General features: G+C 67.2%; 18 protein-coding genes. 13 read left to right on the top strand and 5 right to left on the bottom strand.

Going from position 1 to position 18,399, the window contains the following annotated elements; all coding sequences use genetic code 11:
- Nucleotides 1-20 precede the first annotated feature (20 nt).
- The gene (fabD, locus tag ACEVQ6_RS08475) at nt 21-965 is read right to left on the bottom strand and encodes an ACP S-malonyltransferase (protein WP_374888500.1); all 945 of its coding nucleotides are present in this window, start codon (nt 963-965) and stop codon (nt 21-23) included.
- Between the two features lie 290 nt (nt 966-1,255).
- On the opposite strand from fabD, the gene ACEVQ6_RS08470 reads away from it, so the two are divergent.
- From ACEVQ6_RS08470 to rplI, 5 genes are all read left to right on the top strand, one after another.
- Complete coding sequence (locus tag ACEVQ6_RS08470; RefSeq protein WP_374888499.1) at nt 1,256-2,302, top strand: aldo/keto reductase; 1,047 nt, start codon at nt 1,256-1,258, stop codon at nt 2,300-2,302.
- A gap of 299 nt (nt 2,303-2,601) precedes the next feature.
- Nucleotides 2,602-3,054 (top strand): 30S ribosomal protein S6, encoded by a 453-nt coding sequence (rpsF, locus tag ACEVQ6_RS08465; protein WP_374888498.1) that lies wholly within the window; start codon nt 2,602-2,604, stop codon nt 3,052-3,054.
- Between the two features lie 12 nt (nt 3,055-3,066).
- Entirely contained in the window at nt 3,067-3,315 is a 249-nt protein-coding gene (gene rpsR / locus ACEVQ6_RS08460; protein WP_374888497.1) for a 30S ribosomal protein S18, read from the top strand.
- 205 nt (nt 3,316-3,520) lie between these two features.
- On the top strand, nt 3,521-4,483 hold the full coding sequence (locus ACEVQ6_RS08455; protein ID WP_374888496.1) for a DUF2232 domain-containing protein: 963 nt from the start codon (nt 3,521-3,523) through the stop codon (nt 4,481-4,483).
- 25 nt (nt 4,484-4,508) lie between these two features.
- On the top strand, nt 4,509-5,084 hold the full coding sequence (gene rplI / locus ACEVQ6_RS08450; RefSeq protein ID WP_374888495.1) for a 50S ribosomal protein L9: 576 nt from the start codon (nt 4,509-4,511) through the stop codon (nt 5,082-5,084).
- Between the two features lie 95 nt (nt 5,085-5,179).
- Here rplI and ACEVQ6_RS08445 read toward each other — a convergent pair whose 3' ends face one another.
- Nucleotides 5,180-5,623, bottom strand: a complete 444-nt coding sequence (locus tag ACEVQ6_RS08445; RefSeq protein ID WP_374888494.1) for a MarR family winged helix-turn-helix transcriptional regulator — start codon at nt 5,621-5,623, stop codon at nt 5,180-5,182.
- Between the two features lie 322 nt (nt 5,624-5,945).
- Here ACEVQ6_RS08445 and ACEVQ6_RS08440 point away from each other — a divergent pair, with 322 nt between their 5' ends.
- From ACEVQ6_RS08440 to ACEVQ6_RS08405, 8 genes are all read left to right on the top strand, one after another.
- Nucleotides 5,946-7,445 (top strand): replicative DNA helicase, encoded by a 1,500-nt coding sequence (locus ACEVQ6_RS08440; protein WP_374888493.1) that lies wholly within the window; start codon nt 5,946-5,948, stop codon nt 7,443-7,445.
- Nucleotides 7,446-7,449: 4 nt separating this feature from the next.
- The gene (alr, locus tag ACEVQ6_RS08435) at nt 7,450-8,583 is read left to right on the top strand and encodes an alanine racemase (RefSeq protein WP_374888492.1); all 1,134 of its coding nucleotides are present in this window, start codon (nt 7,450-7,452) and stop codon (nt 8,581-8,583) included.
- A 35-nt stretch (nt 8,584-8,618) separates the two neighbouring features.
- The gene (gene radA, locus ACEVQ6_RS08430; protein WP_374888491.1) at nt 8,619-10,031 is read left to right on the top strand and encodes a DNA repair protein RadA; all 1,413 of its coding nucleotides are present in this window, start codon (nt 8,619-8,621) and stop codon (nt 10,029-10,031) included.
- A gap of 36 nt (nt 10,032-10,067) precedes the next feature.
- Entirely contained in the window at nt 10,068-10,667 is a 600-nt protein-coding gene (locus ACEVQ6_RS08425; RefSeq protein WP_374888490.1) for a CvpA family protein, read from the top strand.
- Nucleotides 10,668-10,809: 142 nt separating this feature from the next.
- Nucleotides 10,810-12,300: an amidophosphoribosyltransferase gene (gene purF, locus ACEVQ6_RS08420; protein WP_374888489.1), complete on the top strand. Its 1,491-nt coding sequence runs from the start codon at nt 10,810-10,812 to the stop codon at nt 12,298-12,300.
- Nucleotides 12,301-12,440: 140 nt separating this feature from the next.
- Complete coding sequence (locus ACEVQ6_RS08415) at nt 12,441-13,184, top strand: SDR family NAD(P)-dependent oxidoreductase (protein ID WP_374888488.1); 744 nt, start codon at nt 12,441-12,443, stop codon at nt 13,182-13,184.
- 214 nt (nt 13,185-13,398) lie between these two features.
- Nucleotides 13,399-13,785, top strand: coding sequence for a hypothetical protein (locus tag ACEVQ6_RS08410; RefSeq protein WP_374888487.1), 387 nt, complete (start codon nt 13,399-13,401; stop codon nt 13,783-13,785).
- A gap of 49 nt (nt 13,786-13,834) precedes the next feature.
- The gene (locus ACEVQ6_RS08405) at nt 13,835-14,665 is read left to right on the top strand and encodes a M15 family metallopeptidase (RefSeq protein WP_374888486.1); all 831 of its coding nucleotides are present in this window, start codon (nt 13,835-13,837) and stop codon (nt 14,663-14,665) included.
- Between the two features lie 3 nt (nt 14,666-14,668).
- Here the strand turns inward: ACEVQ6_RS08405 and pssA are convergent, their stop codons facing one another.
- The 3 genes from pssA to ACEVQ6_RS08390 form a co-directional block, all read right to left on the bottom strand.
- Entirely contained in the window at nt 14,669-15,514 is an 846-nt protein-coding gene (gene pssA / locus ACEVQ6_RS08400; protein WP_374888485.1) for a CDP-diacylglycerol--serine O-phosphatidyltransferase, read from the bottom strand.
- 86 nt (nt 15,515-15,600) lie between these two features.
- Complete coding sequence (locus tag ACEVQ6_RS08395) at nt 15,601-16,299, bottom strand: phosphatidylserine decarboxylase (RefSeq protein WP_374888484.1); 699 nt, start codon at nt 16,297-16,299, stop codon at nt 15,601-15,603.
- Nucleotides 16,300-16,385: 86 nt separating this feature from the next.
- Nucleotides 16,386-18,272, bottom strand: coding sequence for an ABCB family ABC transporter ATP-binding protein/permease (locus ACEVQ6_RS08390; RefSeq protein WP_374888483.1), 1,887 nt, complete (start codon nt 18,270-18,272; stop codon nt 16,386-16,388).
- Nucleotides 18,273-18,399 lie beyond the last annotated feature (127 nt).

Genomic DNA, 18,399 nt, shown 5'->3' with positions numbered 1-18,399 from the left:
TCCTTTCTGCGTGGGGCCGTTCAGCCGAGGATGGTCGAAAGTGCGGCGTCGATATCGGCGGAAGACTGGATCGAGACGCCCGTCACCGACTTGTCGATGCGCCTGGCAAGCCCGGTCAGCACCTTGCCGGACCCGACCTCGATGAGCGTCGACGCGCCCGCGCCGGCAAGCATCGTCACCGTTTCGCGCCAGCGGACGCGGCCGGTGACCTGCTCGACCAGCAGGCGCCGGATCTCCGCGACATCGGTGACGGGCGCGGCCGTGACGTTGGCGACGAGCGGCACCGCCGGCTCGGCCATCGCGACACCGGAGAGGGCCTCGCGCATCACCTCGGCCGCCGGCGCCATCAGCGCCGAATGGAAGGGGGCGGAAACGGGCAGGATCACCGCGCGCTTGGCGCCGCGCGCGGAGGCCGCCGCGGCCGCCTTCTCCACCGCCGCCTTCGCGCCGGAAATGACGAGCTGGCCGCCGCCATTGTCGTTGGCGATCTGGCAGAAGCCGGCGTCGCGCACCTCGGCGCAGGCCGCCTCGACGTCGGCCTCCTCGAGCCCGATGATCGCCGCCATGCCGCCCTCGCCGGCCGGCACCGCCGCCTGCATGGCGTTGCCTCGGATCCGCAGCAGCCGGGCCGTGTCGGAGAGCGAGACAGTCCCGGCGGCGCAGAGCGCCGAATATTCGCCGAGCGAATGGCCGGCGACGAAGGCGACATGGGCCTTGAGATCGAGGCCGCGCGCCTCCATCACCCTCAGCACCGCGATCGAGACGGCCATCAGCGCCGGCTGCGCGTTCGCCGTCAGGGTCAGCTGGTCCTCGGGGCCGTTCCAGATCGTCTCGGAGAGCGCCTCGCCCAACGCCTCGTCGACCTCCTGGAAAACGGCTGCGGCTTCGGGACAGGCGGCGGCAAGCTCGCGGCCCATGCCGACAGACTGGCTTCCCTGTCCCGGAAAGGTGAATGCGATGGCCATCGCGGTCGTCCTCATCCCTGCGCATCGCTGCGGACGCGCCATGATCGTTTCTTCCAAATGCGCACTCCCTTCCCACCCCCGGCGCGATGCGTCAAGAGCGGCGGAATCGGCCGGAAAGGCGCAAGGCCGCAAGATTTGCCCTTGAAGTTCGTCGGGGGCTCGCTCATTTTCGCGGCGCACACCTTCGCCGGCGGCCCGCCCCCGGCCGCCAGGACAGAACCCATCCCCCGGCGCGCGGCGCGCTTTTTCAGCCGCCGCAAGCCGCGCCCGACGCCAAGGTCCCCATCGTCATGAAATATCGCCCGCTCGGCCGCTCCGGCATCGACGTCTCCGAAATCTGCCTCGGCACCATGACCTGGGGTTCCCAGAACACAGAGGCCGAGGCCTTCGAGCAGCTCGACTATGCCGTCGAGAACGGCGTCACCTTCATCGACACGGCCGAGCTCTACCCGACGACGCCGCTGTCGGCCGAGACCTACGGCTTGACGGAGGAGATCATCGGCAACTGGATCTCAAAGCGCGGCCGGCGCGACGACATCGTGCTCGCCAGCAAGGTCGCAGGACCCGGCCGTCCCTATATCCGCAACGGCGGGCCGACGACGCCGGAAGGGATCGACGAGGCGATCGACGCCAGCCTGAAACGCCTGAAGACCGACTATGTCGACCTCTACCAGCTCCACTGGCCCAATCGCGGCCACTACCATTTCCGCCAGAGCTGGAGCTACGACGCCACCACGCAGGACCGCGACACCGTTCCCGCCGACATGCTGGCGCTGCTGGAGAAGCTCGGCGAGCTGGTCAAGGCCGGGAAGGTGCGCACGGTCGGGCTTTCGAACGACACGGCCTGGGGCACGATGAAGATGCTCGACTTCGCCGAGCGCCTCGGCCTGCCCCGCGTCGTCTCGGTACAGAACGAATACAATCTCCTCTACCGGACCTTCGACCTCGACATGGCCGACATCGCCCATCACGAGGGGGTCGGGCTGCTCGCCTATACGCCGCTTGCCGCCGGCCTGCTGACCGGCAAATATCTCGACGGCCAGCGCCCGGAGGGCTCGCGCCTCGTCGTCGGCAACACCAATCTCGGCAACCGCTTCAACGCGTTCCAGGAGCCGGCGGTCGCCGCCTATGTGGCCCTCGCGCGCGAGAACGGGCTCGATCCCGCCCAGATGGCGCTCGCCTTCTGCCTGACGCGCCCCTTCATGACCTCCGTCATCATCGGTGCGACCTCGATGGAGCAATTGAAGACCGACATCGGCGCGGCCGACGTCACGCTCTCGAAGGACGTGCTCGACGGCATCGCGCGGCTGCACCGGCTCTATCCGGCGGTGCTCTGAGACAGGGCGAACCGGCGCGGACGCGAGAAATCTCGGCGCCGACACCTTGCCAAATCCGCGAAAACCCGTATAAGCGCGGCGTTCGCAACACCCGGTCCTTCGGCTGGTGGCTGAACGGAGGGCCGGTTGCCGGTGACGGCGACCGCCAGGACCCAGAAGGTGTCCGGCCTCCCGTGTCTCCGCTCTCGACCATCTTGGAACAACACTTTCTTGCAACCGGGGTCTTCTCCCCGCAGGAACAGTCGTTGAGGCTTGGCGCCGGATCCGGGTGACGTTAAACGCAAGAAAGGCAAAGCCTCATGGCTCTCTACGAACACGTATTCCTTGCCCGGCAGGATATTTCCGCCCAGCAGGTCGAGGCCCTCGTCGAACAGTACAAGGGTGTCCTCGAAGCAAACGGCGGCAAGATCGGCCGCGTCGAGAACTGGGGCCTGAAGTCCCTCACCTACCGCATCAAGAAGAACCGCAAGGCGCATTACGTGCTGGTCGACATCGACGCCCCGGCTCCGGCCGTGCACGAGATGGAACGCCAGATGCGCATCAACGAAGACATCCTGCGCTACATGACGATCGCCGTCGAGAAGCACGAGGAAGGCCCTTCCGCGATGATGCAGAAGCGCGACCGTGACGACCGTCCGCGCGGCGACCGCGGCGACCGTGGCCCGCGTGAAGGCGGCTTCGGCGATCGCGACCGCGGCCCGCGTGGCGACCGTGAAGACCGTCCGCGCCGTCCGCGCGAAGACCGCGCATAAGGAGACCAGACCATGGCTGAAGTTTCTTCCGCTCCCGCCCGCCGCCCGTTCCACCGCCGCCGCAAGACCTGCCCCTTCTCGGGCGCCAACGCACCGCGGATCGACTACAAGGACGTGCGCCTGCTGCAGCGCTACATTTCCGAGCGCGGCAAGATCGTTCCCTCGCGCATCACCGCGGTCAGCCAGAAGAAGCAGCGCGAACTCGCCCAGGCGATCAAGCGCGCCCGCTTCCTCGGCCTGCTGCCCTACGTCGTCGCCTGAAGCTGACGTGACGCGCGCCGCCTGACTCGACGGTCGGGCGGATGACTCTGCGTGAGAGGCGGCCCTCCGACGGCGGGCCGCCTCTCTCCTCCCTTCCGCGACGGGCGCGGATCGGACCATGGCCGCAAACGCGGCAAGACCCATGTTGGGGCCCTCCGCCACGAAAGGCGGCGCCCCTAACTGCCACGGCAGGACAGCGACCGACATGAACCGCGTGAACCAGACATCGCTCCTGACCGGCGGGCTTGCCGGCGTGACGGCGGCCTTCCTCTCCTTCGGGGCGAGCGGCCAGTCGGGCTTCGCCGTCATGCTCTATGCCGCCTCGGCGCTGCCGGTGCTGATCGCGAGCCTCGGCTGGGGCAATGCCGCCGCGATCGCCGCCGTCCTCGTCGCCGGCGCGGTCTCCGCCCTGATGGTCTCGCCCTATTTCGCGCTTCTGATCGTGGTCATCACCCTCGGGCCCGCCGCCTGGATCGGACATCTCGCCAACCTCGCCCGCCCGGCGAGCGAACTCGGCGGCCCGGACGACGCACTCGCCTGGTATCCGCTCTCCGGCATCCTCACTCATATCTGCGGCCTGGTGACGCTCAGCATGATCATCACCGGGGCGATCATCGGCTATGACGGCAGCCTTTCCGACCGCATGGTCGACATGGTGATCGAAACGCTGAAGACGCAGGAGCCGCTCTACGATCCCGATGCCGCCGCGGTCGTCCAGATCAAGAGCGTGTTCGCGCTGGCGCTGCCGCTGGTGCAGGGCGCGATCTGGGTGCTGCTGCTGTTTTGCGCCTTCTACGTCGCCGCGCGCATCGTCGGCCTGTCGGGCACGGGCCTTCGCCCGCGCGACGACCTGCCGTCGGCGCTGAGGATGAGCCGGCATGCGATCTTCGTCTTCCTCGCCGGCCTGATCCTCGCCTTTCTCGGCGGGACCCCGGCCGTCATCGGCGCGCTCGTCTGCGGCACGTTCGGTGCCGGCTTCCTCGTCTCCGGTTTCGCCGTGATGCATTTCCGCACGCGCGGAAAACCCTGGCGCCTCCCGGTGCTCTGGCTCGCCTATCTTTCCGTGCTGCTCTTCACGCTGCCGGCCATCGCCTTCCTCCTGACCGGCCTCAGCGACACGCGCCGCGCGATCGCCATCACGCCGATCGGGAAGGATCCCAACGCATGACAGTCTCAAGAAAAGGAAAAAGATCATGAACGTCATTCTGCTCGAACGCATTGCCAAGCTCGGCCAGATGGGCGAGGTCGTCCGCGTCAAGGACGGCTTTGCGCGCAACTACCTGCTGCCGCTCGGCAAGGCGCTGCGCGCCAACGAGGCCAACAAGGCCCGCTTCGAGAAGGACCGCGCCACGCTCGAGGCGCGCAACCTCGAGCGCAAGTCGGAAGCCCAGTCGGTCGCCGAAGTGCTCGACGGCAAGTCCTTCGTCGTCGTCCGCTCCGCCGGCGAGACCGGCCAGCTCTACGGTTCGGTCGCCGCCCGCGACATCGTCGAGACCCTGTCGGCGGAAGGCTTCACGATCGCCCGCAACCAGGTCGACCTCAACCAGCCGATCAAGACGATCGGCCTGCATTCCGTCACGCTGCACCTGCATGCCGAAGTCGAGATCGCGATCGAGATCAACGTCGCCCGCTCGGCCGACGAGGCCGCCCGCCAGTCGCAGGGCGAGAACCTGACCTCGGCCGACGCGATCTACGGCGTCGACGAGGACGCGCTGCGTCCGGAAGACTTCTTCAACCCGGAAGCCGAATACGAAGCCGACGACGAGTAATCGTCCGCGTTTCCGCTGCGAAAGGCCCGGACCGAGCAATCGGCCCGGGCCTTTGCGTCTGCGTCCTTCCCCGGGCCGGCGCGGCACAGTCTCCGTCAGTCGCGCGCCATCGCCTGCAGGTTTTCGCCCATGGCGCGGACGACGCGCAGGGCGACACGGATATCGTCCTCGGGAATATCGCTGACGACCTCTGCCCGGATCGACGCGGCGAGGTTCTCGATGTCGCAGGCAGCCCGGCGTCCCGCATCGGTCAGGTGGATCTGCTTGATGCGCCGGTCCGAGCGTTCGGAGCGCCGCTCGATGAAGCCCTGCCGCTCCATGCCGTCGAGAAGGCGGACGATCGTCGGCGTCTCGATCTCCAGATCGTCGGCGAGCTCGCGCTGGTTGCAGGCCTCGCGGGCGGACAGCCTGAACAGGGCGCGCGCCCGCGCCAGCGTCAGCCCGCGCTCCTTGACCCGGGCGTCGAACAGCGCCCGGAGCTTGCGGTTCACCTTGGAAAATTCGTCCATCAGGGAACGGTTGAGCGACGGATCGGACATGGGATCCCCTTGATCGATAGCCTTCTCATCATTGCACCCCTATCTATGGCTGAGCGCCGCCCGATCAAGGCAGGCGTCCTGCGACCGTAAAAAAACTGGAACAAAATAGGAACAAATGCTAGGAACGGAAGGCCACGCGTCGATCCGGCTGTCAAGAGGAACCGTGCCTCCGGTCGATTTGCCGAGCGCTGCGCCGGGCGGGACTGTGGATGATGGGGACACCGGTGACGAAGCCAGGCGGGGCGACAAAGGAGTTGACCATCCTGTCCGCGATCTGCAAACAGGCCCTGACGACAGAGACAGAAGGCCGGAGCCGCCTGCCATGAACGAAGCCCCCCGCCGCATCGCCGCCGCGCCGAAGGATCCGATGGAGCCGGCCCATCGCGAGGCGCCGAACAATCTCGAGGCGGAGCAGGCACTGCTCGGCGCCATCCTCGTCAACAACGACGCCTATTACCGCGTGTCGGACTTCCTGAAGCCAGTGCATTTCCACGAGCCGCTGCACCGGAAGATCTACGAGGTCGCCGGCGACATCATCCGCATGGGCAAGACCGCCCATCCGGTGACGATCAAGACCTTCATCCCCGGCGACGACAAGGTCGGCGACCTGACGATCGGCCAGTATATGGCCCGTCTCGCCGGCGCGGCCGTCACCATCATCAATGCCGAGGATTACGGCCGGGCGATCTACGACCTGGCGCTGCGCCGCTCGCTGATCACCATCGGCGAGGACATGGTCAACATCGCCTTCGATGCGCCGCTCGACATGCCGCCGCAGACCCAGATCGAGGATGCCGAGCGGCGCCTCTTCGAACTGGCCGAGACCGGCCGCTACGACGGCGGCTTCCAGTCCTTCAACGAGGCGGTGGCGCTGGCGATCGACATGGCTGGCGCCGCCTTCGAGCGCGACGGCCATCTCTCCGGCATCTCGACGGGCATCCAGACGCTCGACGCCAAGATGGGCGGGCTGCAGCGCTCCGACCTGATCATCCTCGCCGGACGCCCCGGCATGGGCAAGACCTCGCTCGCCACCAACATCGCCTACAACATCGCCGCCGCCTATGAGGGCGAGGTCCAGCCGGACGGCTCGATGAAGGCGAAGAACGGCGGCGTCGTCGGCTTCTACTCGCTGGAAATGTCGTCCGAACAGCTCGCCACCCGCATCATCTCCGAGCAGACCGAAGTGTCTTCCTCGAAGATCCGCCGCGGCGACATCACCGAGCATGATTTCGAGAAGCTCGTCGCCTGTTCGCAGATGATGCAGAAGGTGCCGCTCTACATCGACCAGACCGGCGGCATCTCGATCGCGCAGCTCGCCGCCCGCGCCCGGCGGCTGAAGCGCCAGCGCGGCCTCGACGTGCTGGTCGTCGACTACGTCCAGCTGATGACCGGCTCGAAGAAGGCGGGCGAGAATCGCGTGCAGGAAGTGACCGAGATCACCACGGGCCTGAAGGCGCTCGGCAAGGAGCTGAACGTGCCGATCATCGCGCTGTCCCAGCTCTCCCGACAGGTGGAAAGCCGCGACGACAAGCGGCCGCAGCTGTCGGACCTGCGCGAATCGGGCTCGATCGAGCAGGATGCCGACGTCGTGCTCTTCGTCTTCCGTGAGGAATATTACGTGAAGAATGCCGAGCCGCGCGACGAGTTCGACCCGAAATACGAGGAATGGAAGCAGCAGATGGACAAGGTGCGCGGCACCGCCGACGTCATCATCGCCAAGCAGCGCCACGGGCCGACGGGCACGGTGAAGCTCGGTTTCCAGGCGGAATTCACCCGCTTCTCCGACCTCGCCGACCCCTCCTTCACCCAGTACGAGCATTGACACCATGATCGACCCGGCCTTCGACGCCGCCTCCAACCGACTGACCATCGACCTTGCCGCCCTCGTCGACAACTGGCGGCAGATGGGCAGGCTCTCCGGAAAGGCGCGCGCCGCCGCGGTGCTCAAGGCGGATGCCTATGGCATTGGGCTGGAGCCGGCGGCGGAAGCGCTCTATGCGGCCGGGGCCCGCGACTTCTTCGTCGCCAATGCGGAAGAAGGCGTGGACCTTCGGGAGAGCGTGCCGGAGGGCCGCATCTACGTGCTTGCCGGCATGTGGCCGGGCAACGAGGCGCTTTTCTTCGACAACGGCCTGGTGCCGATCGTCAATTCAGAGGAGCAGCTCGCCGTCTACATGGCGGCCGTCGGCGAGCATGGCGACCACCCGTGCGTGCTCCATGTCGATACCGGCATGAACCGGCTCGGCCTGACGGTGGAGGAGGCGCTGGCGCTCGCCAACGATCCGGCGCGGCCGGCGAGCTTCTCGCCCGTGCTGGTGATGAGCCATCTCGCCTGCGCCGACGATCCGTCCCACGCGCTGAACCGGCTGCAGCTCGAACGCTTCCGCGCGGTGGCGAGCGCCTTCGAGGGCATCGACGCGAGTCTTGCCAATTCCGCCGGCATCCATCACGGCCCAGATTTCCATTTCGACCTGACACGCCCCGGTATCGCCGTCTATGGCGGCGAGGCGCTGAACGACGTCGCCAATCCGATGACGCCGGTCGTCACCGCCGAAGCCCGCATCCTGCAGATCCGCATGGCCAAGGCGCAGGATTCGGCAAGCTACGGCGCGACCGCCGTGCTCTCGCGCGACACGCGCATCGCCACGGTCGCGATCGGCTATGCCGACGGCTACCACCGTTCGCTTTCCGGCTCCGGCGTGCCGCTGCGCCGGGCCGTGCAGGCCGGAGGTCACGGTTTCGTCAATGGCTACCACGTCCCGATCCTCGGGCGCGTCACCATGGACCTCTGCCTGTTCGACGTCACCGACCTGCCGGAGAATGCGGTGCGCGCCGGCGACTATGTCGAGCTCTTCGGCCACAATGTCGCGCTCGACGACACGGCGCGGGCCGCCGGCACGATCGGCTACGAACTGCTGACCGGCCTCGGCAACCGCTACGAGCGGCTCTATATCGACTGACGGCGGACACGCCCGTCAAGGGAAAGCGAGACGGAATGGCGAAAGCCAGGACCAGCTTCATCTGCCAGAACTGCGGCACGGTGCACACGCGCTGGGTCGGCAAGTGCGAGGGGTGCGGGCAGTGGAACACCATTGTCGAGGAAGACCCGACCGCCGGCATCGGCGGCGGGCCGAACCGCACCCCGAAGAAGGGTCGGCCGGTGGCGCTGACGACGCTCTCCGGCGAGACCGAGGACGCGCCGCGCATCGTTTCCGGCATGTCCGAACTCGACCGGGCGACCGGCGGCGGCTTCGTGCGCGGCTCGGCGCTGCTCATCGGCGGTGACCCCGGCATCGGCAAGTCGACCATCCTGATGCAGGCCGCCGCCGCCCTGTCGCGCGGCGGGCATCGCGTCATCTATGTTTCGGGAGAAGAGGCGGTGGCGCAGGTGCGGCTGCGCGCCCAGCGGCTCGGTGCGGCCGATACCGACGTGCTGCTCGCGGCGGAAACCAATGTGGAAGACATCCTGGCGACGCTCGCCGACGGCAAGCGCCCCGATCTCGCCGTCATCGATTCGATCCAGACGCTGTGGAGCGATCTCGCCGAGGCGGCCCCCGGCACGGTGACGCAGGTGCGCACCGGCGTGCAGGCGATGATCCGCTTCGCCAAGCAGACCGGCACGACCGTCGTCCTCGTCGGCCACGTCACCAAGGACGGCCAGATCGCCGGCCCCCGCGTCGTCGAGCACATGGTCGACGCCGTGCTCTATTTCGAGGGCGACCGCGGCCACCACTACCGCATCCTGCGCACGGTGAAGAACCGCTTCGGCCCGACCGACGAGATCGGCGTCTTCGAAATGTCGGACAAGGGCCTGCGCGAGGTCTCCAACCCGTCCGAGCTTTTTCTCGGCGAGCGCAATGCGAAAACGCCGGGTGCCGCCGTCTTCGCCGGCATGGAGGGCACGCGGCCCGTGCTGGTCGAGGTGCAGGCGCTGGTGGCGCCGACCTCGCTCGGCACGCCGCGCCGCGCCGTCGTCGGCTGGGATTCGGCGCGGCTCTCGATGATCCTCGCCGTGCTGGAGGCCCATTGCGGCGTCAGGCTCGGCATGCACGACGTCTATCTCAACGTCGCCGGCGGTTACCGGATCAGCGAGCCGGCGGCCGATCTCGCCGTCGCGTCCGCGCTGGTTTCCTCGCTTGCCGGTCTTGCCCTTCCGGCCGATTGCGTCTATTTCGGCGAGGTGAGCCTGTCGGGGGCCATCCGGCCGGTCTCGCAGACCGCGCAGCGCCTCAAGGAAGCCGAAAAACTCGGATTTTCCAGGGCTGTCCTGCCCGCCTCCTCTGCCGATCTTCCCCGGACGGGAACGGGCATCACGTGGAGCGGAATGGAGAGCCTGCCCGATGTCGTTGCGCAGATCGCCGGCTCGCGGGGCGCCCTGAAGCAGGCCGGGACGGACGACGACGGATAGGAACGAGGATCGATCAGGATCCGGAACTGGGACACGATGCCGATTACAATTCTCGACGGTCTGGTTCTGGGTATCGCGCTGTTTTCGGCGGTGCTCGCCATGGTGCGCGGCTTCTCGCGCGAGGTGCTGTCGGTCGCAAGCTGGGTCGGCGCCGCCGCCGCCGCCTATTTCCTCTATCCCTACCTGCTTCCCTACGCCAAGAACTACACGACCAGCGACACGGTGGCGCAGATCGGCTCGGCCGGCGCGGTCTTCTTCGTCGCGCTCATCGTCATTTCCGTGATCACGATGCGGATCGCCGACTTCATCATCGACAGCCGCATCGGCGCGCTGGACCGGACGCTCGGCTTTCTCTTCGGCGCGGCGCGCGGCGTGCTGCTGGTCGTCGTCGCCATGCTGTTCTTCAACTGGATGGTCTCGCCGCCGCAGCAGCCCGTCTGGGTGACGCAGGCCAAGTCCAAGCCGCTGCTCGACACGCTGGGCACGCGCCTCGTGGCGCTCCTCCCCGCCGAGGTCGACAAGGCGATCCTCGACCGGCTGAACGGCCGCGACGCGACCGGCGAGGGCGAGACGGACACGCCGGCACCCGGCGGCGAGGCGGCGCCGGCCGGCGAAGCCCCCGACACGAACGGTTGAGGCATCCGGGCCGACGGCCCGGATGGGACCCGTTCGGTAACAGGAGCGTTCACGAATCGTGACTTGAACGCCTGCCGAGGCAGGACGATATGAGATCTATTCCAGTTCCCCCCGCGCATTCCCGGAACGAAGGCCGAACGAGATGACCGCTTCGCACTCCCAGACTTTTCTCGAGGACCTCGAGGGCGACACGCTGCGTGAGGAATGCGGCGTGTTCGGCATTCTCGGCCATCCGGATGCGGCGACGCTGACGGCGCTCGGGCTGCACGCCCTGCAGCATCGCGGCCAGGAGGCGGCCGGCCTCGTCTCCTTCGATGGCCTGCGCTTCCATTCCGAGCGGCGCATGGGCCTCGTCGGCGACCACTACACCGATCCCGTGACACTGGCGCGACTGCCCGGCGACATCGCCATGGGCCATGTGCGCTATTCCACCACCGGCGAGGTGGCGCTGCGCAACGTCCAGCCGCTCTTCGCCGAGCTCGAGGTCGGCGGCATCGCGATTGCCCATAACGGCAACTTCACCAACGGCCTGACGCTGCGCCGGCAATTGATCGCCGGCGGCGCCATCTGTCAGTCGACCTCGGACACCGAGGTCGTGCTGCATCTCATCGCCCGCTCGCGCTATTCCTCCACCGCCGACCGCTTCATCGACGCGATCCGGCAGATGGAGGGTGGCTATTCGATGGTGGCGATCACCCGCACCAAGCTGATCGCCGCGCGCGACCCGACCGGCATCCGGCCGCTGGTGATGGGCGAACTCGACGGCAAGCCGATCTTCTGTTCGGAGACCTGCGCCCTCGACATCATCGGCGCGAAATTCGTCCGCGACGTCGAGAACGGCGAGGTGATCATCTGCGAGGTCCAGCCGGACGGCTCGATCTCGATCGATTCGCGCAAGGCCGGCAACGGTCAGACGGAGCGCCTCTGCCTGTTCGAATATGTCTATTTCGCCCGTCCCGATTCGATGGTCGGCGGCCGCAGCGTCTATGTCGCCCGCAAGAACATGGGCATCAACCTCGCCAAGGAATCGCCGGTCGACGGCGACGTGGTCGTGCCCGTTCCGGACGGCGGCACGCCGGCGGCGCTTGGCTACGCCCAGGAAAGCGGCATCCCCTTCGAATACGGCATCATCCGCAACCACTATGTCGGGCGCACCTTCATCGAGCCGACGCAGCAGATCCGCGCCTTCGGCGTCAAGCTCAAGCATTCGGCCAACCGGGCGATGATCGAGGGCAAGCGCGTCATCCTCGTCGACGATTCGATCGTACGCGGCACCACCTCGCTGAAGATCGTGCAGATGATGCGCGACGCCGGCGCGCGCGAGGTGCATCTGAGGGTGGCGAGCCCGATGATCTATTATCCGGACTTCTACGGCATCGACACGCCCGACCGGGAAAAGCTGATCGCCAATCAGTATGACAGCCTGGAGGCGATGGGCCGCTATATCGGCGCCGATTCGCTGCGGTTCCTGTCGATCGACGGCCTTTACCGCGCCGTCGGCGGCGAGCCGCGCAATGCCGCGCGCCCGCAGTTCACCGACCACTATTTCACCGGCGACTATCCGACACGGCTTCTCGACAAGGACGGCGAGACGATGGGACGCAAGGTCTCGGTGCTGGCCAGCAACGGCTGAGCGCGCATCATCGCCGGAAATCCGGAGAAAAGCGCGCGATCGGGCCGGTCGGGTGATCCCGTTTCCAGCGGAAATGCGCTAGACCGCCTCCATCGGGGGCGCGGCATACCGTGCCTTGAATTCGAACGGGACGGAGTATCATGAGCCACGATTTCAACGGCAGGATCGCGCTGGTCACCGGCGCCTCGCGCGGCATCGGCTATTTTACCGCGCTGGCGCTCGGCAAGGCCGGCGCGCAGGTCATCGCCACCGCGCGCACGGTCGGCGGGCTGGAGGAGCTCGACGACGCGATCAAGGCGGCGGGCGGCAAGCCGGCGACGCTGGTGCCTTTCGACCTCGCCGACATGGGCGCGATCGACCGGCTGGGTGCGGCGATCCACGAGCGGTGGGGCAAGCTCGACATCCTCGTCGCCAATGCCGGCATTCTCGGGACAGTGTCGCCGATCGGCCATGTCGAGGCGAAGGTGTTCGAGAAGGTGATGACGATCAACGTTACCGCCACCTGGCGGCTGATCCGCTCGGTCGAGCCGCTGCTGGTGAAATCCGATGCCGGCCGGGCGCTGCTGCTCTCCTCGAGCGCGCCGCACAAGTGCAAGCCCTTCTGGGGGCCCTATTCCGCCTCGAAGGCCGCCGTCGAGGCCCTGGCGCGGACCTGGGCCGGAGAGACGCAGAGGCTGCCGCTGCGCATCCTCTCCGTCGATCCCGGCGCGACGCGCACCGCGATGCGGGCGCAGGCCGTGCCGGGCGAAGACCCGAACACCCTGCCCCATCCCTCCGAGGTCGCCGACGCGATGCTTGGCGTCATTGGGCCAGAGCTGACGGAAACCGGCAAGCTGTTCATGGCCCGCGAGCGGACCCTCCTCGACTACCGCATGCCGGAGTGACGCAGCCGCAGGCTTCCCGCGGCGAGGAGCCTCGCGTGCTTGATGCCACCTGATCATGCCTGCCCGACTCAATGGGCGGCCCGGCGAGCGGAACGCCTTGCGTTTGCGCGCAGCACGTGACCGAAACGCGGATATTCTCCGGGGTATGGTGAATATCTGCTTCGGCCGGACCGTTCCTCAGGTAAGGATAGGCGCATCTTCGGGAGGAACATCCATGCCGATCAAACCCTGGCTTACGGCCTTTGCCCTTGCCGCCGTGCTTTTCGGCGGTCCGGCCCGGGCGGACGCGCTGATCGAGGAGTACAACGCCTATATCGGCGAGGACGACCTCTACAGTTCCGGCGGCCAGCGCCTCGGCGAACCCTGGCAGATCATCCGGCAGGACCGGGCGAACGTGCATCGCTTCGGCATCCGCCAGCGCGGCGATGAGGGCGACGCCTTCTTCGGCTCGGCAAAGAACCGCGAACGCGCCGAGCGGATGATCGCGCGCGGGCGGATCTCCGCCAACGCCGCCGCCGCGATCTACCAGGGCGACGTGATGATCAATGTGCGGATCTATCGGGGGCGCGGCGGTGACTATCTCGCCATCACCGTTTACTGACGCGCGCCGCGACCCCCGGGGAGCGCTCCTGCGCTCAAGCTCCCTGTCTTTGCGCAGCTTCTCCCGCAAGGCCGCCGCATGCGCCCGCAAGGCAGGGCTCCGGCGCATCGGCCTCGCAGTCATCGCCTCGCTCGCGGCCAGCCCGGTTCTTGCGGCAGGGCCGACGCTCGAGCAGAAGGTGTCCGCCCTCGTCTCCGCCTATCCGGAGACGATCGCCGGCGCAGGCGACGGCATGCTGATGCTGAGGGACGGAACGAGGATCGCCATCGACGACGGCAAGGTCCGCGACCATGCCGCAAAGCTCGTCTCCGGCGACATCGAGGACAGTCTCGCGCAGCCCTATCCGGCGGGCGCCTGCGAGACGCGACCGGAGCGCAACGCCGATCCGGGGCGTATCCGCAGTGAAGCGCTGATGAAAGCGCTCTACGGCAGCTCTGCCGGAGAGGTTAAGCGCGAACTCGTGCCGGTCCCCTGGTTCGGCGAGACGCTGCGCGTCACGCGGCGGCAGGGCGTCGACAGGGCGCTTGCTGCCGTGCGCGACGAACTGTCAGCGGATGCGGACCTGAAGGCGTTTCTGTCGCCCTCGGCAGGTGTCTTCAACTGGCGAAGGGTCGCCGGGCAGCGCAACCTCTCCGTCCACAGTTTCGGCGCGGCGATCGACCTCAACACCGCGCACGCCGATTACTGGGTCTGGGCCGGCGGCAGGCCCGGCCGCGTGCCTGAATACCGCAACCGCTTTCCGATGGCGATCGTCGAGGCCTTCGAACGCCATGGCTTCATCTGGGGCGGCCGCTGGTATCACTTCGACACGATGCATTTCGAATACCGGCCGGAACTGCTGGCGATCGCCCGGCTCGGTGGCGTTTCCGCCTGCCGGTGAGCCTCACTCCCCTTCCGGAGAGATGCTGTCGTCGGGCCGCGCCGGAACGCCCGGCCAGTCGCCATATTTCTTCTGCCAGGAGCGCGCGCCGAACGGCAGGGTGAGCAGATAGCCGACGGCGGTGACCGCCATCGTCTCCCAAGTAAAGCTCATCAACGTCGCGACATAGAGCACGACCGCCAGCATCAGCGGCAGCACGAGATCGCGGCGCACACGGCTGCCTTCCGATTTTCCCGACCAGACCGGCAGGCGGCTGACGAGCAGGAAGCCGATCAGCACGGTGTAGCCCGAGGCGATGAAGGCGACGAGCCGGTCGGGCGCCACGCCGAGCAGGCCGAGATAGACGGGCAGCAGCACCAGCATGGCGCCGGCCGGTGCCGGTACGCCGACGAAATAGGACGCCTGCCACGCCGCCTTGACGTCACGCTCCGCCATGACGTTGAAGCGGGCGAGCCTGAGGCCGGCGGCGATCACATAGATCAGCGCCGCGATCCAGCCGAAGGAGCGCGCCTGGTCGAGCACGTAGACATAGAGGACCAGCGCCGGTGCCACGCCGAAATTGACGATGTCGGCGAGCGAATCCATCTGGCCGCCGAATTTCGAGGTCGCCTTCAGGAGGCGGGCGACGCGGCCGTCGATGCCGTCGAGAAAGGCGGCGAGCAGCACCATGCCGACGGCAAGCTCGATGCGGTTCTCAAAGGCGAGCCGGATGCCAGTGAGCCCGGCGCAGATGGCGAGCACGGTGATCAGGTTCGGAATGATCAGCCGCACCGGGATTTCGCGAAGGCGCGGGCCGCGCGCCTCCTGGTTGGGACCGTTCGGTTCGAAGGGCGGAAACGGCGTGTCCATCATGGTCTCCTGTCGTCCGTTCGGAAACGTGCGGGCTCCCCCTTCGCGGTCAAATGCCGCGCGGGCCGCCCCTGCCGGCGCCTTTCTCAGTCGCGCCGGCTGATCACCGGTCCCTTCGCGGATCCGAATTCCGCCAGCACCGTCTCGCCGCCGACGGCGATCTGGCCGAGGCTGACCCGGGGCTCGGCGCCCTCCGGCAGGAAGACGTCGAGGCGCGAGCCGAAGCGGATGAGGCCGAAGCGCTCGCCCGCCTCGATCGTGGCACCCTCATGCGTCCAGCAGACGATGCGGCGGGCGACGAGGCCGGCGATCTGGATCACGCCGATCTCGCCATGGCGCGTCTCGATCACCAGCCCGTTGCGCTCGTTCTCGTGGCTCGCCTTGTCGAGTTCGGCATTGACGAACTTCCCGGCGCGATAGGCGATGCGGCGGATCGTGCCGCGCATCGGCGAGCGGTTCACATGGGCGTTGAAGACGTTCATGAACACGGTGATGCGCAGCATCGGCCGGTCGCCGAGGCCGAGCTCCTCGGGCGGCGTCATGAAGGCGATCGAGGAGACGCGCCCGTCCGCCGGGCTGATGACGAGGTCGTCGTCGAGCGGCGTGACACGCTCCGGATCGCGGAAGAAATAGGCGCACCAGGCGGTGAGAATCAGGCCGATCCAGAAGAGCGGCTCCCAGAGGAAGCCGAGCAGGACCGAGGCGACGAAGAAGCCGGCGATGAAGGGATAGCCGAGCCGGTGCACCGGGACGAATGTGCGGCGTATGGTGCTGACAAGGCTCATGAACGGTCGTCTCCCAGAATGATTGCCCCTGACCTATAGAAAAACCTTGCGACGGGCAACGAAGAAGCGGGCGCCGGGTTCCCGCCTCACGTCGCCGTCGCGCCGCGCACGACGATGCCGAGATCGTCGCTCTCGCGCACCTTCGTCAGGATTTCCTCTGCCTGCACGGCCTCGCGCTGGCGGTTCCACATCGAGGCGTAAAGGCCGTTGCTGTCGAGCAGTTCGCCATGGGTGCCGCGCTCGGCGATGCCGCCGTCCTTCAGGACGATGATCTCGTCGGCATGGATGACGGTCGACAGCCGGTGGGCGATGACGAGCGTCGTGCGGTCGCGCGACACCGCGTCGAGCGCCTGCTGGATGTCCTGCTCGGTGCGGGTGTCGAGCGCGGAAGTCGCTTCGTCGAGGATCAGGATCGGCGGTGCCTTGAGAATGGTGCGGGCGATGGCGACGCGCTGCTTCTCGCCGCCGGAGAGCTTCAGCCCGCGCTCGCCGACCATGGCGCGGTATCCGTCCGGCAGGCTCTCGATGAAACGGCCGACCTGGGCGATCTCGGCGGCCTGCTTCACCTCCGCCTCGCCGGCGTCGATGCGGCCGTAGCGGATGTTGTAGGCGATCGTGTCATTGAAGAGCACCGTGTCCTGCGGCACGATGCCGATCGCCCGGCGCAGGCTTTCCTGCGTCACGTCGCGCACGTCCTGTCCGTCGATCGTCACCGCGCCTTGCTGCACGTCGTAGAAGCGGAAGAGCAGGCGCGACAGCGTCGACTTGCCGGCGCCCGAGGGGCCGACCACGGCGACGGTCTTGCCGGCCGGCACCTCGAAGGAGATGCCCTTCAGGATCGGCCGGGCGGGATCATAGGCGAAATGGACGTCGCGGAATGCGATCGCACCGCGGTCGACGACGAGATCGTTCGCCTCCGGCCTGTCCACCACTTCCGGCGCGACCTCCAGCAGATCGAACATCTGCTCGATGTCGGTCAGCCCCTGGCGGATCTCGCGGTAAACGAAGCCGATGAAATTCAAGGGGATCGACAGTTGCATCAGCATGGCGTTGATGAAGACGAAATCGCCGAGCGTCTGTTCGCCGCGCTGGACGGCCAGCGCCGACATCACCATCATCACCGCCGTGCCGGCGCCGAAGATCACCGCCTGGCCGAAGTTCAGCCAGCCGAGCGAGGTCCATACCTCGGTCGCCGCCTTCTCGTAGCGCGCCATCGATTCGTCGAAGCGGCGCGCCTCCATTTTCTCGTTGCCGAAATACTTGACCGTCTCGAAGTTCAGCAGCGAATCGATCGCCTTGGTGTTGGCCTCGGTATCGCTGTCGTTCATCGAGCGGCGGATGGCGATGCGCCAGTCGCTCGCCCGGATGGTGAACCAGATGTAAAGCCAGACCGTGATCGCGGTGACGAGCAGATAGCTGAAGCCGTAGCCCCACCAGAAGATCACCGCCGTCAGCAGGAACTCGATCAGCGTCGGCACCGTGTTGAGGATGGTGAAGCGAACGATGGTCTCGATGCCCTTGGTGCCACGCTCGATGATGCGCGACAGGCCGCCAGTGCGCCGCTCCAGGTGAAAACGCAGCGACAGTTCGTGCATGTGCACGAAGGTGCGGTAGGCGAGCTTGCGCACCGCATATTGCCCGACGCGGGCAAAGAGCGCGTCGCGCAGCTGGTTCAGCCCGGCCTGCAGGATGCGCGCCAGATTGTAGGCGACGACCAGCGTGATCGCGCCGGTCGCCAGCACCGGAACGAGGCCGATCGCGTCCGGCTTCAGGTCCAGCGCATCCGTCGCCCACTTGAAGAAATAGGGAACGAGGATGAGGACGATCTTGGCGACGACGAGGATGACGGTCGCCCAGACGACACGCATCTTCAGATCGTGCCGGTCGCTCGGCCACATATAGGGCCAGAGATTGACAAGGGTTCCGAGCGGATTGCCGGCATCGGCCGACACCGTCTTGGTCTTAACTGCCATGGATGGTCTCCGCGCGCGGCCCGGCCGGGAGCACGCCCTCAAGCACCTGTCGCCGGCGATGCGGATGAAGCAGCGGAACGGCATGAAAACGGGGCGCCGTAGCGGGCGACCCGTTTTCACATAGGAA

This window comes from Ensifer soli (genome assembly GCF_041928815.1).
In the GTDB taxonomy this organism is placed as follows: Bacteria; Pseudomonadota; Alphaproteobacteria; order Rhizobiales; family Rhizobiaceae; genus JBHFEI01.
Note: the sequence above shows the minus strand (reverse complement) of the source record. Positions and strands in the feature narration are given on the sequence as shown.

Bases quoted from the DNA above. Each gene is read 5' to 3' on its own strand.
- rpsR (WP_374888497.1), top strand. From the start codon at position 3,067: ATGGCTGAAGTTTCTTCCGCTCCCGCCCGCCGCCCGTTCCACCGCCGC.
- ACEVQ6_RS08410 (WP_374888487.1), top strand. From the start codon at position 13,399: ATGCCGATCAAACCCTGGCTTACGGCCTTTGCCCTTGCCGCCGTGCTT.
- fabD (WP_374888500.1), bottom strand. From the start codon at position 965: ATGGCCATCGCATTCACCTTTCCGGGACAGGGAAGCCAGTCTGTCGGC.
- ACEVQ6_RS08445 (WP_374888494.1), bottom strand. From the start codon at position 5,623: ATGTCCGATCCGTCGCTCAACCGTTCCCTGATGGACGAATTTTCCAAG.
- ACEVQ6_RS08395 (WP_374888484.1), bottom strand. From the start codon at position 16,299: ATGAGCCTTGTCAGCACCATACGCCGCACATTCGTCCCGGTGCACCGG.
- pssA (WP_374888485.1), bottom strand. From the start codon at position 15,514: ATGGACACGCCGTTTCCGCCCTTCGAACCGAACGGTCCCAACCAGGAG.
- radA (WP_374888491.1), top strand. From the start codon at position 8,619: ATGGCGAAAGCCAGGACCAGCTTCATCTGCCAGAACTGCGGCACGGTG.
- ACEVQ6_RS08390 (WP_374888483.1), bottom strand. From the start codon at position 18,272: ATGGCAGTTAAGACCAAGACGGTGTCGGCCGATGCCGGCAATCCGCTC.
- ACEVQ6_RS08440 (WP_374888493.1), top strand. From the start codon at position 5,946: ATGAACGAAGCCCCCCGCCGCATCGCCGCCGCGCCGAAGGATCCGATG.
- alr (WP_374888492.1), top strand. From the start codon at position 7,450: ATGATCGACCCGGCCTTCGACGCCGCCTCCAACCGACTGACCATCGAC.
- ACEVQ6_RS08425 (WP_374888490.1), top strand. From the start codon at position 10,068: ATGCCGATTACAATTCTCGACGGTCTGGTTCTGGGTATCGCGCTGTTT.
- purF (WP_374888489.1), top strand. From the start codon at position 10,810: ATGACCGCTTCGCACTCCCAGACTTTTCTCGAGGACCTCGAGGGCGAC.
- ACEVQ6_RS08455 (WP_374888496.1), top strand. From the start codon at position 3,521: ATGAACCGCGTGAACCAGACATCGCTCCTGACCGGCGGGCTTGCCGGC.
- ACEVQ6_RS08415 (WP_374888488.1), top strand. From the start codon at position 12,441: ATGAGCCACGATTTCAACGGCAGGATCGCGCTGGTCACCGGCGCCTCG.
- rpsF (WP_374888498.1), top strand. From the start codon at position 2,602: ATGGCTCTCTACGAACACGTATTCCTTGCCCGGCAGGATATTTCCGCC.
- ACEVQ6_RS08470 (WP_374888499.1), top strand. From the start codon at position 1,256: ATGAAATATCGCCCGCTCGGCCGCTCCGGCATCGACGTCTCCGAAATC.
- rplI (WP_374888495.1), top strand. From the start codon at position 4,509: ATGAACGTCATTCTGCTCGAACGCATTGCCAAGCTCGGCCAGATGGGC.